Raw genomic sequence first — 24,493 nt, forward strand, 5'->3', positions numbered from 1 at the left:
AACCATATAAAGACTTCTTTATATCTTTATTGCCATGGTCCCTGAAGCCTGATAAACGGCTGGCATGGCCGTGCATAAGGCACGTGTTGGCGCTGCGCGATATTTGCGGCGCAGGTTTGATTTTGAGATGCTTTTCAGCTGGAGACCTCAATGAGCACTGAAAAAGATTATGTCGTCGCCGATATCGGTCTTGCAGATTTCGGCCGTAAGGAAATTACGATCGCCGAAACCGAAATGCCGGGCCTGATGTCCAGCCGCGAGGAATTCGGCCAGTCGAAGCCGCTGAAGGGCGCGCGCATCACCGGCTCCCTGCACATGACGATCCAGACCGCCGTTCTTATCGAGACGCTGACGGCGCTCGGCGCTGAAGTCCGCTGGGCCTCGTGCAACATCTTCTCGACGCAGGATCACGCTGCTGCTGCGATCGCCGCTGCCGGCATCCCGGTCTTCGCGATCAAGGGTGAATCCCTCGAAGACTACTGGACCTATACCGACAAGATTTTCCAGTGGGCCGATGGCGGCTTCTCCAACATGATCCTCGACGATGGCGGCGACGCGACCATGTACATCCTGCTCGGCGCGCGCGCCGAAGCCGGTGAAGACGTGCTGTCGAACCCGCATTCCGAGGAAGAAGAGATTCTCTTCGCGCAGATCAAGAAGCGCCTTGCCGCATCGCCAGGCTGGTTCACCAAGCAGCGCGACGCAATCAAGGGCGTCACCGAAGAGACCACCACCGGCGTCAATCGCCTGTACCAGCTGCATGCCAAGGGCCTGCTGCCTTTCCCGGCGATCAACGTCAACGATAGCGTCACCAAGTCGAAGTTCGACAACAAGTACGGCTGCAAGGAATCGCTGGTCGACGGTATCCGCCGCGGTACCGATGTGATGATGGCCGGCAAGGTTGCCGTCGTCTGCGGTTACGGCGACGTCGGCAAGGGTTCTGCCGCTTCGCTCTCCGGCGCCGGCGCCCGCGTCAAGGTCACGGAAGCCGATCCAATCTGCGCCCTGCAGGCCGCCATGGATGGCTATGAAGTCGTCTTGCTCGAGGACGTTGTTTCCTCGGCAGACATCTTCATCACCACGACCGGCAACAAGGATGTCATCCGCATCGACCATATGCGGGCGATGAAGGACATGGCGATCGTTGGCAACATCGGCCACTTCGACAACGAAATCGAAGTTGCGGCGCTGCGTAACCTCAAGTGGACCAACGTCAAGCCGCAGGTCGACCTGATCGAGTTCCCGAAGGGCAACCGCATCATCCTGCTGTCTGAAGGCCGTCTGCTGAACCTCGGCAACGCCACCGGCCATCCGTCCTTCGTGATGTCGGCATCCTTCACCAACCAGACGCTGGCGCAGATCGAGCTTTTCACCAAGCCGGACCAGTATTCCAACCAGGTCTACATCCTGCCGAAGCACCTCGACGAGAAGGTCGCCCGCCTGCATCTCGGCAAGCTCGGCGTGAAGCTGACCCAGCTTTCTGAAGAACAGGCCGCCTATATCGGCGTGAAGCCGCAGGGCCCGTTCAAGGCTGACCACTACAGATACTAATCGTATCGCCAGTATCCACAACATCTTGATGGGCGCCGCATTGACATTTGCGGCGCCCTTATTTTTTGCCTCCTACCTTCCCGCTGAATCCCATCCGAAGTATTGTTTTAGAACTCGATTCGTGGCCCGGACTCGTCCGTTTGCCCGAAAATGGGATGTCTTGTCGTGATGCGGCACATTAAAGGACGGAGACAGACCGGGAATGCCGGACGTAAAGAAAAGCCTGCCAGCACAGGTGGATGACGGCGCTCGGCCCGATATCCGCCAGGTAGCGGCAGCACAACACAATACACCTGCGGCGGCCGGGCGGGCCGTGAAGCAGGGAAAAAGCTCGCTGACGCGGCTGGCGAAGATTTGTGCCGGCGGCACGGCGATCGCAGCGCTTGCGCGGCCGGTTCTGGCTCAGGTCGAATCCGAGGCTGCGGCATCGGCACACCTCTTCACGTCATCTCAGGTCGTCGGCGTTTCCGTTGTCATCGGGGTCATCTCCGCGGCTCTGCTTTCCACCCTCTGGCTGGTGCGCCAGCGCGGCAACTTGGAAACCGAGAGCCGCGATATCCGCACGGCGCTTTCGGACGCGCAGCAGCGCATATCGCAATATCAGGCACTAATCGCCGACAAGAACCGCCGCATCGTCGTCTGGGACGGCAGCGAGCGCCCCGAACTGCTGGGACAACTGCCGGCCGAAACAGGTGCTCCGCAGGACAACGAATTCCTGGCATTCGGCCTGTGGCTGAAGCCCCGTTCCGCATCCGAGCTTGACCATGCAATCGACCGCCTGCGCGAAGCAGGCCAGAGCTTCGATATGGTGGTCGAAACCAATCGCGATGAAATTCTCGAGGCGCAGGGCCGTGTTTCCGGCGGCCGCGCCTTTGTCCGCTTTGTCGCGCTCAACAATCTACGCGCCGAACTCGCCGAACTGAAGATCGAGCGCGAACGGCTGATGTCGTCGATCTCGGCCTTCCAGAGCCTGCTCGATGCCATCGACCTGCCGGCCTGGCAGCGCGACGTCGAGGGCCGCCTGACCTGGGTCAACCAGGCTTACGGCGATGCCGTCGAGGCGAAGTCGCCGCAGCAGGCAATCAACGAGAGCCGTGAATTCCTGACGACGATCGCCCGCGAGCGCATCCGCGCCACGGCAACGCCTGAATCGCCTTTTCACGACAAGATTTCGACCGTCGTCAGCGGCAACCGGACATTCTTCGACGTCGTCGATGTCAAGGTTCCCACCGGCTCGGCGGGCATCGCCATCGACGTCTCGGATGCCGAGGCGGTTCGTGCCGAGCTTGAGCGGACGCTGAAAAGCCACGCCGAGACCCTCGATCATCTGGCAACACCGGTTGCGATCTTCGACGGCGAGCAGCGGCTGCAATTCTACAATCAGGCCTTCGTGACCCTCTGGGAGCTCGATATCGCCTTCCTCGAGCGCAAGCCTGACAATGCCGAGCTTCTTGAGCGACTGCGGGCCGCCAAGAAACTGCCGGATCAGCTGAACTGGAAGAGCTGGAAGGAAACAGCGCTTTCCGTCTACCAGGCTCTCGATACGAAATCCGACCTCTGGCATCTGCCGAACGGCCAGACGCTGCGCGTCTTCGCCACAGCGCATCCGCAAGGCGGCGCTACCTGGGTATTCGAGAACCTTACCGAGCAGGTCGATCTCGAAACGCGCTACAACACGCTGGTGAAGGTTCAGGGCGAGACGATCGACCACCTTTCAGAAGGTGTCGCGGTGTTCGGGCCTGACGGGCGAATCCGCCTGTCGAACCCTGCTTTCCGCGTCCTCTGGGGCATCACCGAGGCCGAAGCCAAGCCCGGCACCCATATCCGCGCCGTCGGCGAAGCCTGTGCTCCGTCTTATGACAAGCCGGATGGGTGGAAGACCTTTGCCGAGCTCATCACCAGCTTCGACGACGAACGCCGTTCGAGCCAGGGCACGCTGGAACTGTTCTCCGGCCTCGTGCTCGACTATGCAGTGATACCGCTGCCGAATGCACAGACGATGCTGACCTTCGTCAACATGACGGATTCGGTGCGCGCCGAGCGCGCCCTGACCGAGAAGAACGAAGCGCTGCGCAAGGCCGACGAGCTAAAGAACGATTTCGTTCAGCACGTTTCCTACGAGCTCCGTTCGCCGCTGACCAACATCATCGGGTTCACCGATCTGCTGCGCACGCCGGGCGTCGGTCCGCTGAACGATCGGCAGGCCGAGTATATCGACCATATCGCCACTTCCTCGTCTGTCCTGCTGACGCTGGTCAACGACATTCTCGACCTGGCAACCGTCGATGCAGGCATTATGCGGCTGAACTATTCCGAGATCGATCTCAGCGACCTGCTGGACGACGTCTCGATGCAGATCGCCGACCGGCTGCAGGAAAGCGGCGTAACGCTTGAGATCACCTCGCCGTCGCAGCTCGGCACCATCGTTGCCGATTCACAGCGCCTGAAGCAAATCCTGCTAAAACTGCTGTCGAATGCCGCCAACTTCTCGCCCGAGGGCGCGGCGATTGCGCTCGAATGCCATCGCGAAGGCACCGATTTCGTATTTTCTGTCGCCGATCGTGGCCCGGGCATCTCGCAGGAGATGATCGCTACTGTCTTCGATCGCTTCGCCACCGGTGCAAAGAGCGGTAAGCGCGGCGGTGCCGGTCTCGGTCTCTCGATCGTCGACAGCTTCGTCAGCCTGCATAACGGCAAGGTAACGATCGACAGCAAGCCTGGCCGCGGCACCACGGTCGTTTGCCGGATTCCATCCGTCAACCTGCCGCGTGCCGTCGCAGCCGCCGAATGACGGCCGACGCTGGCGCGATCTCCCTGTTTCTGGAAGACGAGGCGGCAACCGGCCGTCTCGGCGAAGATCTGGCGCTCGCCGTCAAGCCGGGCGACTGCCTGACGCTGTCGGGTGATCTCGGCGCGGGAAAATCATCTCTGGCCCGTGCGTTAATCCGCGCCATCGCCGACGATCCGGCGTTGGAAGTGCCAAGCCCGACATTCACGCTGGTCCAAGCCTATGATCTTAGAATTCCGGTTGCGCATTTCGATCTCTACCGGCTTGCCGATGGCTCCGAGCTTGAAGAACTTGGTTTCGACGAGGCGCTGCAATCGGGTATCTGCCTCGTCGAGTGGCCCGAGATGGCCGCAGACGAGATGCCTGGCGATCGGATTGAACTGACCCTGACGCACGAGGGCGCCGGGCGCCGCCTGACCATCAAGGCGCCGCCGAAGAGAGCCGAGCGTATCCAGCGCATCCTGGCTATCCGGACATTTCTCGCCGGTCTCGGCTACGCCGGCGCCGGACGACGCTTCCTGACGGGCGATGCATCGTTGCGCGCCTATGAGGCGGTCTATCCCGCGACAGGCGAGCGGAAGATCCTGATGGATTGGCCGCCGCTGCCGGAAGGACCCGCAGTCCTTGACGGCAAGCCCTATCCGAAGGTCGCCCATCTTGCAGAGAACCCCTATCCCTTCGTTGCCATCGCAGATTCTCTGCGGCAGCGCGGCTTCGCAACGCCTGAAATCTACGGCGTCGACTATGACCAGGGCATATTGCTGATCGAGGATCTCGGAACCGAAGGTGTTCTTGATACCGGCGGACAACCGATTGCCGAGCGTTATCGCGAAAGCGTCGCCTGCCTGGCGCATCTGCATGGCATGCAGATCCCGCAGGATATTTCCGTTACAAAGGATCATATCCACCACATCCCGGATTTCGACCGGACGGCGATGAAGATGGAAGTTCGCCTGGTGCTCGACTGGCATCTGCCGTGGAAGCGCGACGGCCAAGCAGCCTCGGATGCGGAGCGGGATGCGTATCTCGCGATCTGGGACGATCTCATCGACCAGCTGGCCGATGCCGAAAAGAACCTGCTGCTGCGTGATTTCCATTCGCCGAACATCATCTGGCGCGGCGACCGGCAGGGGATCCGGAAGATCGGCCTGATCGATTTCCAGGACGCGATGATCGGCCCGACGTCCTACGATCTGGCATCGATCGCCCAGGACGCGCGGGTCACCATCGAACCACCGCTCTTCCGCGAGCTGATGGACGACTATCTGTCGATCCGCCGGGCCCAGGGCGGCTTCGATGAAACGTCCTTCCTGAAGAGCTGGGCGATCATGTCTGCGCAGCGCAATTGCAAACTTGCCGGGCTCTGGGTCCGGCTGTTGCAGCGTGACGGCAAACCGGGCTATCTCAAGCATATGCCACGCACACTCGCCTATCTCCAGGTCGCTCTTGAGCATGAAGCGCTCGCCCCCTTGCGCGAATGGTGCGCAAGGGCTGGAATAGGCATGAGCGAATCATAAGTTCCGGACCACAATGACAATCAAACAAGCCATGGTATTGGCGGCGGGTCTCGGTACCCGCATGCGCCCGATCACCGATACGATGCCGAAGCCGTTGGTGAAGATCGGCGGTAAGCCGATGATCGACTATACGCTGGACTCGCTGAAGCAGGCCGGCGTCGAACGCGCTGCCGTCAATGTCCACCATTTCGCCGACCAGATGGAAGCGCATCTGAAGTCGTATCACGGGCTCGATATCCTGATTTCCGACGAGCGCGGCGGCCTGCTGAACAATGGCGGTGGCATCGTCAAGGGCCTGACGCTGCTCGACCGGGAGACGATCTTCGTGATGAACGCCGATCTCTTCTGGATCGGTGAACAGCCGGGTGCGCCCAGCAATCTCGATCGATTAGCCGGATTCTTCGACGCCGGCAGCATGGACATGGCGATGCTTTGCGTGCGCATCGAGAACACGACCGGCCATAATGGCACCAATGATTTCAGCATGGCAGCGGATGGCCGCCTGACACGCCACCGGGACGACCAGTCGAACCCCGTCGTCTATGCCGGCGCCTTTGCGATGCGGCCCGAATTTCTCGACGATGCGCCGCGCGACCCCTTCAACATCAACAGTTATTTCGACAAGGCGATCGGCCGCGGCAGGCTTTACGGAATGATGATGGACGGGCACTGGCTGACCGTCGGCACACCCGAAGCCGTCGATGAAGCAGAGGAAACGATCCGGCAATTCCGGACGTTTGCCTAAGCGATGAGCGAGCGTCATCAGCCGCGCATCCTGACGATACCGGCAGGAGCGCCGTTTCTGAAAGTGCTCGCGCAAACGCTTTGCGACGGCCGGCTGACGCCGCTCTTCCGGCACGATCCCGACGATCCGCTATCGCTTTCGAAAGTGACGATCTATTTGCCGACTAGGCGTGCAGCCCGCGTGCTCCGCTCCGAATTCGTCGATCTGCTCGGCGGCCGCTCGGCCATTCTGCCGGTCATCCGGCCGCTCGGTGAAACGGATGACGACAGCGGCTATTTCGAGGAGGCGCTGCCTGCGACCCTCGACCTTGCGCAGCCACTTTCCAACACTGCCCGCCTGCTGGAGCTTGCAAGGCTCATCCTTGCCTGGCGCAACAGGCTGCCTGATATCGTCCGCCGCATCCACGCCGAGTCGCCTCTTGCAGCCCCGGCAAGCCCCGCAGACGCGATCTGGCTGGCGCGCAATCTGGCTGAGCTGATCGATTCGATCGAGACCGAGGACCGGGAATGGGCAGAGCTTGCCAATCTCGACGCCTCCGATCATGCGCTCTGGTGGCAGCTGACAGCGGAGTTTCTGCAGATTGCCAGCGCTTTCTGGCCGGAACGGCTGGCCGAACTCGGGCGCTCGTCCCCTGCCCGGCACCGCAACGCAATTTTGCGCGCGGAAGCGAACCGTCTTGCAACGTCCCGGCCTGCAGGACCGATCGTCATAGCCGGCTCGACGGGCTCCGTGCCTGCGACCGCCGATCTGATTGCCGCCGTTGCCAATCTTCCCGAGGGCGTCATCGTGCTGCCGGGCCTCGATCTGTCGATGCCGGACGAGCATTGGCGGATGGTGGCGCCTGACCCACAGCCGGGCCGAACCGCCAATCCTGCGAGCCGCAGCCACTCCCAATATGGTCTGTCGCATCTGCTGAAACGCCTGAAACTGACACGCAATGATGTCGCCCCGCTGATCGACGCCGAGCCTGACCTGCAACGGCGTGCGGAGGTACTGTCGCGGGCGCTTGCACCAGCAGAGGCGACAAGCGGCTGGGGCGAGTGGAAGAACGAGCTTCCCGCGGACGCGTTGGCGGCAGGCTTTGCCGGCGTGGCGCTGATCGAGGCGGCCAACGAGCGGGAGGAGGCAACGGCAATCGCCATCGCCTTGCGCCTTGCCTTGGAAGAGCAGGGCCGGAACGGCGAAAGCCAGGCAGCGGTGATTACGCCCGATCGCAATCTCGCGCGCCGCGTTATGTCCGAACTCGCCCGGTTCGGCATTATCGCCGACGATTCGGCCGGTACGCCGCTTTCTGCGATGCCCCAGGGCACTTTCCTTCAGCTGGTTCTGGAAGCGACGCTGCGGCCCGGCGATCCGGTGGCGCTTGTGGCGCTCCTCAAGCATCCGCTCACGCATTTCAGCCTTGAGAAGACGGCTTTGACAAGCGCCGTCGAAGCGCTCGAGCTTCTCGCGCTGCGCGGCGGTGTTGCCGAGGTCGATATCAGCACGCTGCCGGCCCTGCTGGAGCGTCAGCTTGCCGAACAGCAGGCCGATCGCTACGCGCCGAACTGGCGGAAGTCGCTGCCATCGGATGCGATCGACCAGGCCAGGGACTTGGCACAGCGGATCGCAGCTACGACCGAGCCGCTGGCATCGGCAATGGTCAAGCGTGGACCTGACGGGCGCAGCCTGACAGTGAACCTGCAGCTCTCCGAATGGGCCTCAAGAACCGGCCGCGTGCTCGAGGCCGTGGCTCGCGATCACCGCGGCGACCTTGCCGGTCTCTGGAGCGGAGAAGCCGGCGACGCGCTCGCTGCGCTGCTCGGCGAGGTGATCGACACCAACGGGCAGATCGACGCGGACGGTCCGCAGTGGATCGACATCATGACGGCATTGTCGGCCGGACAGGCTGCCAAGCCCCGCGCGCTCAGCCATCCCCGGGTTTTCATCTTCGGCACGCTGGAAGCCCGTCTTCAGGCTGTCGACACGCTGGTGCTCGGAGGCCTAAACGAAGGTTCCTGGCCGGGGCAGACGGCCAACAACCCCTTCATTTCGCGGATGATGAAAACGGAGATCGGCCTTGAGCCACCGGAGCGGCGTATCGGGCAGCTGGCCCACGATTTCGAGATGGCGAGCGGCACCCGGAAGCTGATCTATACGCGCGCACTCCGCCAGGGCTCGACGCCGACGGTTGCCTCGCGCTGGCTGCAGCGTCTACTGGCTTTGGGCGGCACCGCTTTCGAAGCCGCGCTGAAGGACCGTGGCGAAAAATTCGTGCACTGGGTCAATCTTCTCGATGACGGCAAGGCCCAGGCGCCGGCGCAGCGCCCCTCGCCGGTTCCACCCTCGGAACTGCAGCCAAAATCCTATTCCTTCAGCGAAGTCGGCCGCCTCCGGCGCGATCCCTATGCGATCTACGCGCGGCGTATTCTGCGGCTTGACCCTGTCGAACCGTTTAACCGCGATCCCGGTGCCGCAGAACGCGGCACGCTCTATCACGCGATCATCGATCGCTTCGTGCGCGAAGGGCACATCGCCGGAACGCCTGACGGCGAAAGGGCGATGGAGGCCATCCTGAACGATCTTTTCGACAGCGAAGAACTGCCCGCCCATATCGACGCGGTCTGGCGGCCGCGCTTTCGCGAGGTGGCTCGCAGCTTCCTGACGTGGGAAGCTGAGCGGCGGCCGGGCATCCGCAAGACAGTGACCGAAGTCCGTGGCAGCGTCGAGCTGGAGGCGATCAACATCCGGCTAACGGGCGTCGCCGACCGGATCGATATCACCGGGCCGAAATCTGCCGATATCATCGATTACAAGACCGGCTATAATCCTTCGCCTGCGCAAGCGCGCGCCTTGCTCGACCCACAGCTGGCTCTCGAAGCTGCCGCGCTGAGCGCCGGTGCCTTCCGCGATGCCGGCAGCCTCATTCCGCAGGATCTGCTTTACGTCCGCCTTCGGCCTGGCAGCCGCTTCCGGGCCGATACCGTCAACAACGAGAATTCGACACGCAGCGACAAGGTGAAGTCGGCGCTCGATCTTGCCGAGGAATCGATCGATCAGCTCGCCAAGTTCGTCTCCCTGCTGCAATCCGGCGAGCGGGGCTTCACATCGCGGCTTATCCCGGCACAACAGTTCGAGTTCGGTGGCGACTACGATCATCTGGCACGGGTCTCGGAATGGTCGACGGCAGAAGACGAGGAGGCCAGTGGCGATGAATGACATTACCGCTCTCCCCGATAGCGACGATCCGGGCGTCTGGATCGGCTGGACGACCATCCAGCAGGCGATCGCCTCCGATCCGTTACGCTCGGCATGGGTGTCGGCCAATGCCGGATCCGGGAAGACGCACGTCCTGACGCAACGCGTGATCCGGCTGCTTTTGGCCGGTGCCCGGCCTTCGGCGATCCTCTGCCTGACCTACACCAAGGCCGCGGCCTCCGAGATGTCGAACCGTGTCTTCGCGCGGCTTGCCGAATGGGCGGTTCTGACGGATCAGGAATTGAGCAAACGCATCGCGCTGATCGAGGGAGAAACACCCGATCGCGTCAAGCTCGCCGAAGCACGGCGGCTCTTTGCCAAGGCGCTGGAGACGCCCGGCGGATTGAAGATCCAGACGATCCACGCCTTCTGCGAGGCGCTGCTACATCAGTTTCCGCTGGAGGCGAATGTCGCCGGTCACTTCTCGGTTCTCGACGACCGGGCAGCGGCGACCCTTCTTGCGGATGCGCGCCGTTCGCTGCTGACGGCGACGGGACCGGAAGACGATCAGACGCTTGCCGAAGCGTTCTCATACGTTCTCAACCTCGGCGACGAAAGCGGGCTGGAAGCGCTGCTCGAAGAGATCGTCGCAAATCGCAACGCCATCCGCCGCTTCACGCAGGCCGCCGAAGCGCATGGCGGCATTGCCGCGGCACTGCGCAAGAACCTGAAGCTTTCCGATACGGAGAGCGAAGCCAGCATCGCCGAGCAATACTGGCCGCTACCGGAGCTTTCCGGGCTGACGCTCGATCTCTACATGACGCTGGCTGCGCAGAAAGGCGGCGCCAAAGCGCAGGAGGTTGCCTACGGTCTTCGCCAGACCTCGAACGAGCGAAGTGCGACGAGGCGGGCCGAACTTCTGGAGAAGATCTTCCTGAAGGTGGACGGGCAGCCGAAAACGGATTCGCAATTCACCGTGAAGGCGATGCTTGCCGATGCGCCAGAACTGACAGCGGCGATCGCAGCTGCCCGCGATCACGTCGTCGCCTGCCGTGACCGCCTGAAAATGATGCGGATGTATACGGCGACGCATGCGGCGCTCGTGCTCGCCGAGCGCCTGAACCGCGACTATGAGTCCCTGAAAAAGCAGCGCAGCCACCTCGATTTCGAGGACCTGATCACGCGCACGGCCGATCTTCTGACGAAGAGCGGCATCGGCCCATGGATCCACTACAAGCTTGACCAGGGCATCGACCACATTCTCGTCGATGAGGCCCAGGATACCAGCCCGATCCAATGGAGCGTCATCCAGTCGCTGGCGGAGGATTTCTTCTCGGGCGAGAGCGCCCGGCCGGTGATCCGCACGTTGTTTGCCGTCGGTGATGAAAAGCAATCCATCTATTCCTTCCAGGGCGCCCGGCCGGAGCGCTTTTCGGAAGAAAGCAAGCGAACGCAGCGGAAGGTGCAGGCTAGCGGCCAGCAATTCACGCCGGTGCGCCTGCCGCTGTCGTTCCGTTCGACGTCCGACGTTCTCGCCGCCGTCGACCATGTCTTCACACCACCCGAAAATGCACGCGGGCTGAGCGCCGAGGGCGAGCCGGTCATTCACCGGTCAAGCCGGATCGGCCATCCAGGCGCCGTCGATCTCTGGGCAATGGTAGCGCCCGAAGTCGCCATCAAGGACGAGGACTGGACGGCCCCTTTCGATGCCACGCCCGAGAGCGCGCCACCGGCGATCCTGGCGCGACGCATGGCGCATACCATCGAGACGCTGGTCGGACACGAAACGATCGTCGAGAAGGGCAAGGAGAGGCTGATCGAGGCCGGCGATATTCTTGTGCTGGTTCGAAAGCGAGACAGTTTCGTCAACGCGCTGACGCGGGCGCTGAAACGGCGGAACAACATTCCGGTCGCCGGTGCCGACCGCCTGAAGCTGACGAGCCACATTGCGGTGCAGGATCTGCTGGCGCTTGGGCGCTTCCTGCTTCTGCCGCAGGACGATCTTTCGCTTGCAGCGGTGCTGAAAAGCCCGCTCTTCGATCTCACGGAAGACGATATCTTTGCACTGGCGGCGCTTCGAGGCGAACAGCTCAGCGTCTGGAGCCATCTGCAGCGCTTCGCCGCCGACGGCCACGAGCGCTTCGTGGCGGCGGCGAAACGGCTTGAGCTTTTCCTGGAGCAATCACGAACCCTGTCAGTGCATGATTTCTACGCCCGTGTGCTTGGCGTTCACGGCGGACGCAGTCAGTTTCTGGCGCGGCTTGGAACCGAGGTCAGCGATATTCTCGACGAATTCCTGACCTTCACGCTCGATCACGAGAATTCCGGCCTACCCGGGCTGCAATCCTTCATCTCGACGCTCGAACTCGAGGCACCCGAGGTGAAGCGCGAGCAGGACAAAGGGCGAAATGAAGTGCGCATCATGACGGTGCATGCCTCGAAGGGCCTGGAGGCGCCGATCGTCTTTCTGGTCGATAGCGGCGGCAAGGCGTTTACTCATACGCATATGCCGAAACTGAGGTTGCTCGAGACAGCCAATGAGGATCCGATGCCCGTCTGGGTGCCGGTCGGCGATCTCGCCAATTCGCGCACGCAAGCCGACGCCGCCCGCATCCAGACATTGGCGGAAGACGAATACCGCCGCCTGCTCTATGTGGCGATGACGCGCGCGGCCGACCGGCTGATCGTTTGCGGCTATCGCGGCGTGCGCGCCAACACCGATACGTGGCATGCGATGATTTCCACCGCGATGAGCGAAAGCCATCCGCAGGTGAACGCTGTCGAATTCGAAGGGCCGGACGGCAGCTGGCCAGGCGTGACCTGGCGGGTTCCGCAGGTGGAGCGCAGCTTCGAGCGGGCAGAACAGCTGGCGGAAAAGCGCGAGAAGGACGTCCTGCCAGCTGGTATACTCAAGCCTCTGCCGCCGCAGAGAGCTTTGCCGCGACCCCTCAGCCCATCGGGCGCGGGTACAGTCATCGACGAGGAAGCCGATGACCTTCTGGTGACCTCGCCTTTGTTCAGCACCCCGGAGCGGTCCGACAGGTCGCTGGAAAAAGGCCGGCTGATCCACCGCATGCTGCAGATGCTGCCTGACGTCCCGCCTCAGGAGCGCCAGCTTGCCGCCGAGCGCTATGCCGGGCGCGCGGCGCGCTTCTGGCAGGACGCCGAGCGGCGCCAACTGGTCGATTCGGTTCTGAAATTATTGGGCGAAGACAGCCTGCAGCCGGTCTTTGCAGCCCATGCCCAGCCCGAAGTTTCGATCATGGGCACGCTGGACCTCGACGGGAAACACTATGCCGTATCGGGCCGGGTCGACCGTCTCGCGGTGCTGACGGACCGGGTGGTTGTCCTCGATTACAAGACCAATCGCGTCCCGCCGGAGACGGAGGAAAGCGTTCCCTTCGCACACAAGGCGCAGCTTGCGATCTACCGGGAGATCCTGAAGCCGCTTTATCCCGGCAAGGAAATCGAGTGCGTGCTCGTCTATACCGAAAACGCGACCGTTCACCGCCTCACCGAGCGGACCCTTGAATTGGCGCTTGCGGCACTCAAGACAAAGTGAAATACCGGACATTGAAATTATGACACCGCACCATCACATGTGGTTCAACGATAATTCCCGTGAAGGAGCAGCCTATGGCTACCGTGAAAGTCGATATCAATAACTTCCAGTCGGAAGTTCTGGAATCTGCAGAACCTGTTGTTGTGGATTTTTGGGCTGAATGGTGCGGCCCGTGCAAGATGATTGCCCCGAGCCTCGAAGAAATCGCAACCGAATTGGCCGGCAAGGTCAAGGTTGCCAAGCTCAACATCGATGAAAACCCGGAACTGGCTGCTCAGTTCGGCGTTCGCTCGATCCCGACGCTGGCGATCTTCAAGGCCGGCGAAGTTGCCGACATCAAGGTTGGTGCCGCTCCGAAGACAGCTCTTTCGAGCTGGATTTCTAGCGCCGCTTAAAGCGCTTTCACATTCAAGGAAAAAGCCCGGCTTCGACCGGGCTTTTTTCATTTTGGTGGCGTGCCGTTATCCGAGAGAACGTCGCCGACCAGATAGAGCGAGCCGCCCATCAGGATGCGTGGCGGCGGCTTGGCCGGATCGAGGATTTCCTTGATCGCCTCAAGCGCGTCTCCGACGGTCGACATCGGTTCGGCCACCAGACCGGCGTCGTAGGCTGCATTGGCCAGAATGACCGGGTCGATCATTGCATCGCTTCCGCGGATCGGAACGCAGAAGACTTTCTCCGCCAGTCCGGCAAACGCCTTGAAATAACCGACAGGATCCTTCGTGTTGATCATGCCGGTGATCAGATAGAGCGGTCTTGGCAGTTTTTCCTCGAAGTTCGCCATCGCCTCGGCGATCACCTCGCCGGCGCCGGGATTGTGTCCGCCATCGACCCAGATTTCGGCACCGGCAGGTGCGTGCGACATCAGCCGACCCTCGGTCAGCCGCTGCAGACGCCCGGGCCATTCCACACCCTGAAGCGCCTTCTCCATCATCGCTTCGGTGACGACGAAACCGGCGGCCTTGACAGCGCGGATGGCAGCAGCGGCATTGGCGTATTGGTGGCGGCCGGGAAGCCGCGGTAGCGGCAGATCCGCAAGGCCGAACTCATCCTGATAGACGAGACGGCCATATTCCTCGTGGGCCATGAAATCCTGGCCATAGACGGCGGTCGGGCAATGCAGCCGCTCGGCCGTCGACATCAGCACTTCGAGCGCTGCATCATAGGGCTGCTGGCCGATGACGACAGGATGCTTCGCCTTCATGATGCCTGCCTTCTCGGCGGCGATCAGCTCGACCCGGTCACCGAGATAGGGCTGATGATCCAACGAAATCGGCATGATGACCGAGACGGCCGGATCGGAAATGACATTCGTCGCGTCGAAGCGTCCGCCGAGGCCGACTTCGATAACAGCTGCGTCGGCAGGCTGTTCGGAAAATAGCAGGAAGGTGACGGCCGTCAGGATTTCGAAAACGGTGATCTTCTGGCCGCCATTGGCTTCGGCAACGCGGCGTACGGCATCGGCGAAAACCGCGTCTTCAACCAGCTCTCCGCGTCCGCCCTTGACGCCGATGCGGTAGCGCTCGTGCCAATTCACCAGATGGGGCGAAGTGTGGACGTGAACGCTGTAGCCACCGGCTTCAAGGAGCGCCCGGCAGAAGGCCGTAACCGAACCCTTGCCGTTGGTTCCGGCGACATGAATTACCGGCGGCAGCTTATCCTGCGGATTTCCGAGAACCTCCAGCAGGCGGATGATCCGCTCCAGCGACAGATCGAAGCCCTTGGGATGCAATCCCAGGAGCTTGTCTATTTCCTGTGCTGCCTCGCTCACGACGGTCTGACCCCTGGGTATCATTCGGCCCTCCGCTCAGGCAGGTTCTGGATCGATCAGGCGCTCGCTGCCAGCGCGACCGCACTGCCGTTGGTAACGACGGTGTTTGCCGGCTTCTTCGTCAGGATCTTCAGGACCCGCGCCAGCGTATCGGGGATATCGTGACGCTTGATCACCATGTCGACCATGCCGTGTTCCAGCAAATATTCCGAAGTCTGGAAGCCTTCCGGCAGCTTCTCGCGGATCGTCTGCTCGATGACGCGCTTGCCGGCAAAGCAGATTTCCGCGCCCGGCTCCGCCAGATGCAGATCGCCAAGCATGGCGTAGGAAGCCGTGACACCGCCCGTAGTCGGATTGGTGAGGACGACGATATAGGGCTGGCCTGCTTCCTTCAGCATATCGACGGCAACGGTCGTGCGCGGCAGCTGCATCAGCGAGAGAATGCCTTCCTGCATGCGGGCGCCACCCGAGGCCGGGAACATTACCAGCGGGCATTTCTCGGCAATGGCACGTTCGAATGCCTTGACGATTGCCTCACCGGCAGCGATGCCGAGCGAGCCGCCCATGAAGTTGAATTCGTGCACGACGGCGACGAGCTTCAGGCCACGTACCTTGCCGACACCGGCAACGATCGTGTCTTCTTGCTCGGTCTTCAGGCGGCTGTCGCGCAGGCGATCTGTATACTTCTTGGAATCACGGAACTTCAGCGGGTCCTGAGCCACCTTCGGCTGCACCAGCGCTTCATATTCGCCATTATCGAACAGATCGAGAAGACGGGCCTTGGCCGGCATCTTCATGTGGTAGCCGGACGCCGGAATAACCCATTTGTTGTCTTCCAGATCTTTGTGGAAGACCATCTCACCCGTTTCCGGGCACTTGATCCAGAGATTTTCAGGAACTTCGCGGCGGCCCAGCATGGAATTGATCCGCGGGCGTACGTAGTTGGTGATCCAGTTCAAGTCGAAAACTCCTGATTGACGACAGCCAATGTGGGGACACTATTCGGCAGCAACAAGGCGCGCCGAACGCGTTCCCGATGAAAGACCGCGGACCAGCGTGGCGACGGCCTGAACCGTATCAGCTGTCGCTATTCCGTCCTTGGTCAAGCTCGTGGCAACCTGATTGACGATGGCCGTGCCGACGACGACGCCATCAGCCGAAGCGCCGATGACCTTTGCATGGTCGGCGGTCTTAACGCCGAAGCCAACGCAAACAGGCAGATCGGTGTGCTCCTTGATGCGCTTGACGGCACCCGAGACCAGCGACGTGTCCGGCAGAGCCGAACCAGTGATGCCGTTCATCGAAACGTAGTAGACGAAGCCGGACGTGTTCTTCAGAACGGCCGGCAGGCGCTTTTCGTCGGTGGTCGGCGTTGCCAGGCGGATGAAATTGATGCCCTTGCGGATCGCTGGAATGCAGAGCTCGTCATCCATCTCCGGCGGCAGATCGACGACGATCAGGCCGTCGATGCCGGATGCCAGCGCATCGTCGAGAAACTTTTCGACGCCGTAGATGTAGATCGGGTTGTAGTAACCCATCATGACGATCGGCGTCGCATTATCGGACTTGCGGAAGTCGGCGGCGAGCTGCAGCGTCTTCTTGAGCGTCTGGCCGCCCTTCAGCGCGCGCTGACCGGCCAGCTGGATTGCCGGACCATCAGCCATCGGATCCGAAAACGGCATGCCGAGCTCGATAATGTCGGAACCGGCTTCCGGCAGCGCCTTCATGATGCCGAGCGAGGTGTCATAGTCCGGGTCGCCGCCCATGAAATAGGTGACCAGCGCCGGGCGGCCCTCGGCCTTCAGATCGGCAAAGCGTTTGTCCATACGTGCGGTCATGACTTAAGCATCCATTCCGAGAATCTTGGCGACGGTGAAGATGTCCTTGTCGCCGCGGCCGGAGAGGTTCATCAGGATGATCTCGTCCTTGCCCATCTTCGGCGCGCGCTTGATGACTTCGGCCAACGCATGCGACGGTTCCAGCGCCGGAATGATGCCCTCGAGGCGCGTCAGCGTCTGGAAGGCTTCGAGCGCCTCGTGGTCCATGATCGGCACATATTCGACGCGGCCGATATCGTTCAGATAGGAATGCTCTGGGCCGATGCCGGGATAATCGAGGCCGGCCGAAATCGAATGGCCTTCCTTGATCTGGCCGTCGCCATCCTGCAGCAGATAGGTGCGGTTGCCATGAAGAACGCCCGGCGAACCGGCGGTGATCGAGGCGCAATGCTCGTCACCCTGCAGACCCTTGCCGCCCGCTTCGACGCCGACGATCTTGACGCCTTCGTCATCGAGGAACGGATGGAAGATGCCGATAGCGTTCGAGCCGCCACCGACGGCGGCAACGACGAGATCCGGCAGACGTCCCTCGGCTTCCAGCATCTGCTGCTTGGCTTCAGTGCCGATCACCGCCTGGAAATCCCGAACCATCTCCGGATAGGGATGTGGGCCGGCGGCGGTGCCGATCAGGTAATAGGTGTCGTCGACATTGGTGACCCAGTCGCGCAGCGCCTCGTTCATGGCGTCCTTCAGCGTGCCTTGTCCAGCCGTCACCGGCTTCACTTCGGCACCGAGGAGCTTCATGCGGAACACGTTCGGCGCCTGGCGCTCGACATCGGTGGCGCCCATATAGACGACGCAGGGAAGACCGAAGCGGGCGGCAACGGTCGCCGAGGCAACGCCATGCTGGCCGGCACCGGTTTCAGCGATGATGCGGGTCTTGCCCATGCGCTTGGCCAGCAGGATCTGGCCGATGCAGTTGTTGATCTTGTGGGAACCTGTGTGGTTCAACTCTTCGCGCTTGAAGTAGATCTTCGCGCCGCCAAGCTCGGCCGTCAGCCGTTCCGCAAAATACAGCGGGCTCGGGCGGCCGATATAGTGGGCGCCGAGATTTTTCAGTTCCGCCTGGAATTCCGGATCGTCCTTCGCCTTGTCCCACTCGGCCTGCAGGTCGAGAATGAGGGGCATCAGCGTCTCGGCGACAAAACGGCCGCCATAGATGCCAAAACGGCCATCTTCATCAGGGCCGGAACGGAAGGAATTCGGTTTAGGCGTCTCGTTCACTATTAACTCCCTGAAGCGGTTTCAGGCTGATACGCCTTCTCGACCGCATCGAAAAATTCATCGATCATCGCGACGCTTTTCGCGCCCGGTGCACTCTCGACACCGGAGGAAACGTCGATGCCTGGCGCTTTGGTGATGATCAGCGCGTCGGCAATGTTGTCCTTGTTCAGTCCACCGGAAAGCATGTAATCGACGCTTCCGTCAAGCCAGTCGAGCAGGCTCCAATCGAAGGAAACCCCGTTTCCGCCGGGCAATTCGGAGCCTTTCGGCGGCTTCGCATCGAAGAGGAAGCGATCAGCGATACCGATATAGGCCTCGACCCGCTTCAAATCGTCGGAGGTGCGCACCGAGAAAGCCTTCATGACAGGAAGACCGTAAACGGCCTTTATGGTCAAAACGCGTTCCGGGCTTTCATCGCCATGAAGCTGGATGATATCGGGGCGCAAAAGCGCAACGATTTCATCGAGATCGTCGTTTGTTGGGTTAACCGTGACGGCCACGATCTTGGCCTTGCCGCGCACCGCGTCCGCCAGCCTTCCGGCGACGTCAGGCTCGATATAGCGCGGACTTTTTTCGAAGAAGATGAAGCCGATATGGGTCGCGCCGCGCTTAAGCGCGCGATCGATCGTCTCGGCCGTCTTCAGACCACAGATTTTGATGTCCGGTTTCATGGCAGCGAAGTGACACGAAAAGGCAAAAGAGTCGAGCCAATTTGCGATGGAGGCTTAATTTCGCGCGGTTTCCGCTCAGTCGAAACTGATGGCGTGAAGCAGGCTTCCGTGGCGCTTCAGCCAGCCCTTGGCCTCATCCATATCGGGGCAGAGCTTCTCGCACAACGCCCAGAAGCGCGGGCCGTGATTCATCTCCTTGAGATGGGCCACTTCATGGGCGGCGAGATAATCGATCACGGAAGGCGGCGCCATGACGATGCGCCAGGAAAAGCTCAGATTTCCCTCGGAAGAGCAGGATCCCCAGCGGCTGCGCGTATCCTTCATCGAGATCGACTTGATCGGCGCCTTGATAGACCGGGCGTGGAAATGCGCCAGGCGTTCGAGATCGGCGCGGGCTTCCTTCTTCAGGAAGGTGGCGACCCGCCGGCCGAGATGCTCCGGCATTCCGCTGACCCTGAGGATATGATCGCCATCGACGATGACCGCTTCCGTAAGGCCGCGCAGGCTGCCGGTAAGTCTGATGCGGTGACGGATGCCGCGAAGGAGGATCTCGCCGCCATCCTGAAGCCCGGTATCCTGTGAAAACTTGGCGAGCTTCGTCAGCAGCCAGCCCTGATGGCGGTCGAGGAAGGCGTTGACCTCGCGCTGGGCGAGCCCGCGCGGCACCGTCATTTTCAGCGCCCGGCCACCGGGTTCGATCCGCAGCGTGATCCGCGTGGCGCGATCATGCTGCTTGATCGTCAGCGGCATCAATCGGCCGGCGACATCAAGCGTCCGTGTCTCCGGCGGAGCAGGCTTTCTGACGGACGGGCGCCGCGGCTTGGAAAGAAGCGGAAACATGGTGCTTTTCTATACGATTCGGGCAATTCCAGACAAAGAAAAACCGGCATCGAGGATGCCGGTTCGCTCGTTCTTCACCAAAGCCTTCAAGGCGTTTGGTATTCAGCGACCGGGCCGTTGTCGTCGCGCTTGGCGTTCTTGCGATCGCGCATGAAGCGGTCGAATTCGTCCTGGTCCTTGGCGCGGCGAAGCTCGCGCATGTAGTTGTCGAACTCTTCGCGCATCTCGTCGAGCTTGCGGCGCTCTTCCTCGATGCGGTCGATCTCGGCTTTCCGCCAGTCATCGAAGGCGACGTTGCCTGTCGAGAAATGCGGGCGGTGGCGGCCATGCGTCGAACGGCGGCAGCTGGCAAAGAAGCCATCGGCAGCGTTGTTGGCATCGCGCTTGAAGCCGCGAAGGCGTTCGCCGAAGATGATATAGGCAAGCATGGCCAGGCCGAGAGGCCAGAAGACCACGAAGCCCAGCACCATCAGGGCAATGGTAGCCGGAGTCCAATCCGGGCGAAGCAATGCTGACTGGTTCATCGTGCGGTATCCTCGCTTTCTGCACCCGGCAGAATACCGAATGCTGGAAATCGATGTGGTTACCGCTCCACGGCCCTTCAAGACGATTGCCCGCGAAATCGGACAATGCCTTGAATGACAAGGATTAAATCAGCAATCGCTAACTAGCCGGATTTGCCGCCCTTGATGACGCGCTTGACGGCAGGTTTCGAGGAGCGTGCGTGCTCCCGGACGAAATTGACGATCCGCGGGGCGATCTCCTTGCGGAAACGCGAGCCGTTGAACACGCCGTAATGGCCGACATCCGGCTGCAGATAATGCATGCGCATGTTGTCTGGAATGTTCGTACAGATCGTCTGCGCGGCATGCGTCTGCCCGACGCCCGATATGTCGTCATTTTCGCCTTCGACGGTGAGCAAGGCAACGTTGCGGATCGCCTTGGGATCGACAAGCTTGCCGCGATGCACCAGTTCACCCTTTGGCAGCGCGTGCTTGATGAACACCTGATCGACGGTCTGCAGGTAGAATTCCGCCGTCAGATCCATGACCGCCAGATATTCGTCATAGAAATCGCGGTGCTTTTCCGGCTCGCCATCGTTCTTCACCAGATGCATGAAGAACTCCTTGTGCGCCACGAGGTGGCGGTCAAGGTTCATCGACATGAAGCCGGAGAGCTGCAGGAAGCCCGGGTAGACGGGACGCATGAAACCCGGCTGCGGCCACGGAACATTCATGATCACGTTGTCGGCAAACCATTCCAGCGGCTTGTCTTTCGCAAGCTTGTTGACAGCCGTTGGGTTGATGCGCGTATCGATCGGGCCGCCCATCAGCGTCATCGACGCCGGAGAGAGCGGATCATTTGCTTCTTCCATGACGGCAGCGGCGGCAAGCACCGGTACCGAGGGCTGACAGACGGCAACGACATGCGTGTCGGGACCGAGGAAATGCAGCATCTCGATGACGTAATCGACATAGTCGTCAAAATCGAACGTGCCGTCGGTCATCGGCACCATGCGTGCATCGATCCAATCAGTGATGTAAACATCAGCGCTTGGCAGAAGAGCTTCGACTGTGCCGCGCAGCAGCGTCGCATAGTGGCCTGACATCGGCGCGACGATCAGGATTCGCGGATCGCGATGATCGGCGGGCAGATTGCGCGAGAAGTGCAGCAGATTGCAGAACGGCCTCGACCAGACGATCTCTTCGCGGACCTTGACCTTCTTGCTATCGATAACGGTTTCCGGGAGGCCGAATTCCGGCTTGCCATAGCGGCGCGTGGTGCGCTCGAACATTTCGAGACTGGCAGCGATCGTGCGGCCGAACGGTGTCTGGGACCAAGGATTGAGCGGATTGGCATAGGCCATCCGCATCACATCGGCGGCAGCGCGAAACGGCGCCATTGCAGCGTGATTCAGTTCGTAGAGCTGATAAAACATGAGATGCGCCACCTTTCTTTACCGGAAAAGACGGCGCCTTGGGGGCTGGCACACATTTCTTTCCATTATCTCTGCTGGCACTTCAACGCAGATTAACAGGCTTTTGTTGCATAGCAACATAGGTGCGCGCACCGCAAAAGAAATGCCGGGGCATCACATCCCCGGCATCATCATGCTCTTCAATCGTTAAGAGACCCGGTTCGGTCAGATATCGGCGACGAAAGTCTGCTTCTGGGTGCCGAGACCTTCGATGCCGAGCTCCACAACATCGCCGGGCTTGAGATAACGCGGCGGCTTCTGGCCCATGCCGACGCCGGGCGGCGTGCCCGTCGAAATCACATCGCCGGGATGCAGCGACATGAACTGGCTGAGATAGGAAACGAGAAAGGCGACACCATAGACCATGGTCTTCGACGAGCCGTCCTGCATCTTCTCGCCATTGACGGTCAGCCACATGCCGAGATTCTGCGGATCGGGAATCTCATCCTTGGTGACCAGCCAGGGGCCGATCGGGCCGAAGGTGTCGCAGGACTTGCCCTTGGTCCACTGGCCGGAGCGCTCGGTCTGGAAGGCCCGTTCGGAGACGTCGTCGGAAACGCAATAACCGGCAACATAATCAAGCGCTTCGGCTTCCGAGACGTATTTCGCGGTCTTGCCGATGACGACGCCGAGCTCGACTTCCCAGTCGGTCTTTTCCGAGCCGCGCGGAATGACGACATTGTCATCAGGACCGATGATGGCGGAGGTCGCCTTCATGAAGATGATCGGCTCGGGAGGCACGGTGGCGCCGGTTTCGGCGGCATGGTCCGAGAAATTCAGGCCGATGCAGATGAACTTGCCGGTGCCGGCGACGCAAGCGCCGATACGGCCCGGCGCGATTTCCGGCAGGCTCTTCGGGTCGAGCGCCGCGATCTTCTTCAGGCCTTCGGGAGAAATCGCCGCACCACCAATATCGGAAACATGGGCGGAAAGATCACGGATCTTGCCGTCAGCATCAAGAATCGCCGGCTTCTCGCTACCCGCTTGGCCTACACGCATCAGTTTCATGGGATGTCCTCCTCATCGAAAAGAATTCGCAAAGAGCTATGCACCAGTTGTCCAACCATGTCATTACGGGTTTTCCCCGAAGCGGTACGCGGCTTTAAAAAATCTCCAACAAATCTGGGCCTGCCGGCACAATCCCGGTCGGGTTGAGTTTCTCGATCGAATAATAGCCACGCTTGATGTGATCGATATTGACGGTGGCAGCGATGCCCGGACAATCCAGCATGCGCCGGCAGAATGCCTTCAGATTCGGATAGTCGGCGACGCGGCGCAGGTTGCATTTGAAGAGGCCGTGATAGGCCGGATCGAAACGCACCAGGGTCACGAAGAGGCGGATGTCGGCCTCGGTCGGATGATCGGCAAAGAGAAAGGCCCGTCCCTGCAATTGCGGCTCGACCCAATCGAGGCAAGCAAAGACATCGGCGAAAGCTTCCTCATAGGCGATTTGCGTCGTCGCAAATCCGGCGCGATAGACGCCGTTGTTCAGCCGCGAATAGATGTGGTCGTTGAAGGCATCGATCTCCGAACGCTTGTTATCCGGATAAAGGTCGATCGCACTGTTCGCGAGATCGCCGAATCCGCTATTCAGCATGCGCAGGATATCAGCCGATTCGTTGTTGACGATCGTCTGCTTCTGCTTGTCCCAAAGTACAGGGACGGTTGCCCGGCCGGTGAAATCCGGGTCAACTTTCGTATAGATCTCATGCATATAGGTGGCGCTGTTGACGGTATCTCTGGTCGCTCCCGGATAGTCACCAAAACGCCAGCCCTGCTTCGAGAGCGCCGGTTCGACGATGGAGACGCTGATGACGCCGTCCAGGCCCTTAAGCGTCCGTCCAATCAGCGTGCGGGAAGCCCAGGGGCAGATATAGGCGACATAGAGATGGTAGCGGCCGGCCTCGGCGTTGAAACCCAGCTCGCCTGTCGGGCCTGCCGATCCATCCGGTGTGACCCAGTTGCGGAAGCTGGATGTCTGGCGCACAAAGCCGCCCTTGGCATCCGTCGCCTGAACCGGCTGCCAATCCTCGGTCCATTTTCCATTTACCAGCATCACCGGCTCCTTCGTCATCGCGATGCGAATAGATACCGCGTGTTCGCATGGCTGGGAGGCCCTGTTTTTGGAAACAGACTGTCGTGCGATCGCGAAACCGGCGCTTGCCAAGTGATGGGGCCGGGAAATATGACCATAGGCAGAATGGACCGGAGCCCCCCATGACCACAAGTAATAGCCGCGAATCCCAATTTCCCATCGAAGCCATGTTTCTCGACCGCTGGTCGCCGCGCGCCTTTACCGGCGAAATGATCAGCGAAGAGCAGATCCTGACGATCCTCGACGCCGCGCATTGGGCGCCCTCCTCTGCCAACCAGCAGCCTTGGCGCTTCATCTATGCGCTGAAGGGTTCCGAGCATTTCGAAACCGCGCTTGGATTGCTTGCTGAAGCCAATCAGGAATGGGCCAAGAACGCCTCCGCCCTGCTTTTCGTGGTTTCGCGCGGATTCAGCGGTGATTTTTCAGAGGGCAAGAAAAGCTACACGCATTCCTTCGACGCCGGTGCCGCATGGGGCCATTTTGCCATGCAGGCGCGCTTCTCCGGCTTCTATGCCCACGGCATGGGCGGCATCAAGCACGACGAGATCATGACGACGTTTGCTATCCCCGAAGGCTACCGCGTCGAAGCCGGCATCGCGCTTGGCCGCCTTGCCGACAAAAGCGTGCTTTCGGAGCGCAACCAGGCACGCGAGTTTCCAAGCCAGCGCAAGCCGCTGGCCGAAGTTGCCTTCAACGGCAAATTTGTCGCCAACTGAGCCAAAACAAAAAAGCCGCG

The 24,493-nt window shown here is 61.0% G+C and carries 18 protein-coding genes; 8 read left to right on the forward strand and 10 right to left on the reverse strand.

The window, feature by feature from the left end:
• The first annotated feature begins 150 nt into the window (after positions 1–150).
• From ahcY to trxA, 7 genes are all read left to right on the forward strand, one after another.
• Positions 151–1,551, forward strand: coding sequence for an adenosylhomocysteinase (ahcY, locus tag AB4Z25_RS20405; protein WP_112386029.1), 1,401 nt, complete (start codon positions 151–153; stop codon positions 1,549–1,551).
• Between the two features lie 202 nt (positions 1,552–1,753).
• A complete protein-coding gene (locus AB4Z25_RS20410; protein ID WP_112540307.1) occupies positions 1,754–4,342 on the forward strand; it encodes a sensor histidine kinase in 2,589 nt (862 codons plus the stop codon).
• Positions 4,339–5,856 carry a tRNA (adenosine(37)-N6)-threonylcarbamoyltransferase complex ATPase subunit type 1 TsaE gene (gene tsaE / locus AB4Z25_RS20415; RefSeq protein WP_112540309.1) on the forward strand — a complete coding sequence of 506 codons (1,518 nt, stop codon included), beginning with the start codon at positions 4,339–4,341 and terminating at the stop codon, positions 5,854–5,856. The genes AB4Z25_RS20410 and tsaE overlap by 4 nt, the downstream gene beginning before the upstream one ends.
• Before the next feature lie 13 nt (positions 5,857–5,869).
• Complete coding sequence (locus AB4Z25_RS20420) at positions 5,870–6,601, forward strand: nucleotidyltransferase family protein (protein WP_112540311.1); 732 nt, start codon at positions 5,870–5,872, stop codon at positions 6,599–6,601.
• Positions 6,602–6,604: 3 nt separating this feature from the next.
• Positions 6,605–9,799, forward strand: a complete 3,195-nt coding sequence (gene addB / locus AB4Z25_RS20425) for a double-strand break repair protein AddB (protein WP_112540313.1) — start codon at positions 6,605–6,607, stop codon at positions 9,797–9,799.
• The gene (gene addA / locus AB4Z25_RS20430) at positions 9,792–13,340 is read left to right on the forward strand and encodes a double-strand break repair helicase AddA (protein ID WP_112540315.1); all 3,549 of its coding nucleotides are present in this window, start codon (positions 9,792–9,794) and stop codon (positions 13,338–13,340) included. The genes addB and addA overlap by 8 nt, the downstream gene beginning before the upstream one ends.
• Before the next feature lie 74 nt (positions 13,341–13,414).
• On the forward strand, positions 13,415–13,735 hold the full coding sequence (gene trxA, locus AB4Z25_RS20435; RefSeq protein WP_112386023.1) for a thioredoxin: 321 nt from the start codon (positions 13,415–13,417) through the stop codon (positions 13,733–13,735).
• A 47-nt stretch (positions 13,736–13,782) separates the two neighbouring features.
• Here trxA and AB4Z25_RS20440 read toward each other — a convergent pair whose 3' ends face one another.
• The 10 genes from AB4Z25_RS20440 to AB4Z25_RS20485 form a co-directional block, all read right to left on the reverse strand.
• Positions 13,783–15,135 (reverse strand): bifunctional folylpolyglutamate synthase/dihydrofolate synthase, encoded by a 1,353-nt coding sequence (locus tag AB4Z25_RS20440; protein ID WP_112540318.1) that lies wholly within the window; start codon positions 15,133–15,135, stop codon positions 13,783–13,785.
• A 32-nt stretch (positions 15,136–15,167) separates the two neighbouring features.
• Positions 15,168–16,070: an acetyl-CoA carboxylase, carboxyltransferase subunit beta gene (gene accD, locus AB4Z25_RS20445; RefSeq protein ID WP_112386021.1), complete on the reverse strand. Its 903-nt coding sequence runs from the start codon at positions 16,068–16,070 to the stop codon at positions 15,168–15,170.
• 39 nt (positions 16,071–16,109) lie between these two features.
• Positions 16,110–16,949, reverse strand: a complete 840-nt coding sequence (trpA, locus tag AB4Z25_RS20450) for a tryptophan synthase subunit alpha (protein WP_112540320.1) — start codon at positions 16,947–16,949, stop codon at positions 16,110–16,112.
• A gap of 3 nt (positions 16,950–16,952) precedes the next feature.
• The gene (trpB, locus tag AB4Z25_RS20455; protein WP_112540322.1) at positions 16,953–18,173 is read right to left on the reverse strand and encodes a tryptophan synthase subunit beta; all 1,221 of its coding nucleotides are present in this window, start codon (positions 18,171–18,173) and stop codon (positions 16,953–16,955) included.
• 2 nt (positions 18,174–18,175) lie between these two features.
• Positions 18,176–18,844: a phosphoribosylanthranilate isomerase gene (locus tag AB4Z25_RS20460; RefSeq protein WP_112386018.1), complete on the reverse strand. Its 669-nt coding sequence runs from the start codon at positions 18,842–18,844 to the stop codon at positions 18,176–18,178.
• Positions 18,845–18,919: 75 nt separating this feature from the next.
• The gene (locus AB4Z25_RS20465; RefSeq protein WP_112386017.1) at positions 18,920–19,684 is read right to left on the reverse strand and encodes a YgjP family zinc-dependent metalloprotease; all 765 of its coding nucleotides are present in this window, start codon (positions 19,682–19,684) and stop codon (positions 18,920–18,922) included.
• Positions 19,685–19,770: 86 nt separating this feature from the next.
• Positions 19,771–20,208, reverse strand: coding sequence for a DUF2852 domain-containing protein (locus AB4Z25_RS20470; RefSeq protein WP_112540324.1), 438 nt, complete (start codon positions 20,206–20,208; stop codon positions 19,771–19,773).
• 143 nt (positions 20,209–20,351) lie between these two features.
• The gene (locus AB4Z25_RS20475; protein ID WP_112540326.1) at positions 20,352–21,623 is read right to left on the reverse strand and encodes a polyhydroxyalkanoate depolymerase; all 1,272 of its coding nucleotides are present in this window, start codon (positions 21,621–21,623) and stop codon (positions 20,352–20,354) included.
• 204 nt (positions 21,624–21,827) lie between these two features.
• Positions 21,828–22,670, reverse strand: coding sequence for a fumarylacetoacetate hydrolase family protein (locus tag AB4Z25_RS20480; RefSeq protein WP_112386014.1), 843 nt, complete (start codon positions 22,668–22,670; stop codon positions 21,828–21,830).
• A 94-nt stretch (positions 22,671–22,764) separates the two neighbouring features.
• Positions 22,765–23,718, reverse strand: coding sequence for a glutathione S-transferase family protein (locus tag AB4Z25_RS20485; RefSeq protein WP_112540499.1), 954 nt, complete (start codon positions 23,716–23,718; stop codon positions 22,765–22,767).
• Positions 23,719–23,879: 161 nt separating this feature from the next.
• Here AB4Z25_RS20485 and AB4Z25_RS20490 point away from each other — a divergent pair, with 161 nt between their 5' ends.
• Complete coding sequence (locus AB4Z25_RS20490; RefSeq protein WP_112517910.1) at positions 23,880–24,473, forward strand: nitroreductase family protein; 594 nt, start codon at positions 23,880–23,882, stop codon at positions 24,471–24,473.
• The last annotated feature ends 20 nt before the right edge of the window (positions 24,474–24,493 follow it).

This window comes from Rhizobium sp. RAF36, assembly GCF_052114105.1.
Lineage (GTDB): Bacteria > Pseudomonadota > Alphaproteobacteria > Rhizobiales > Rhizobiaceae > Rhizobium.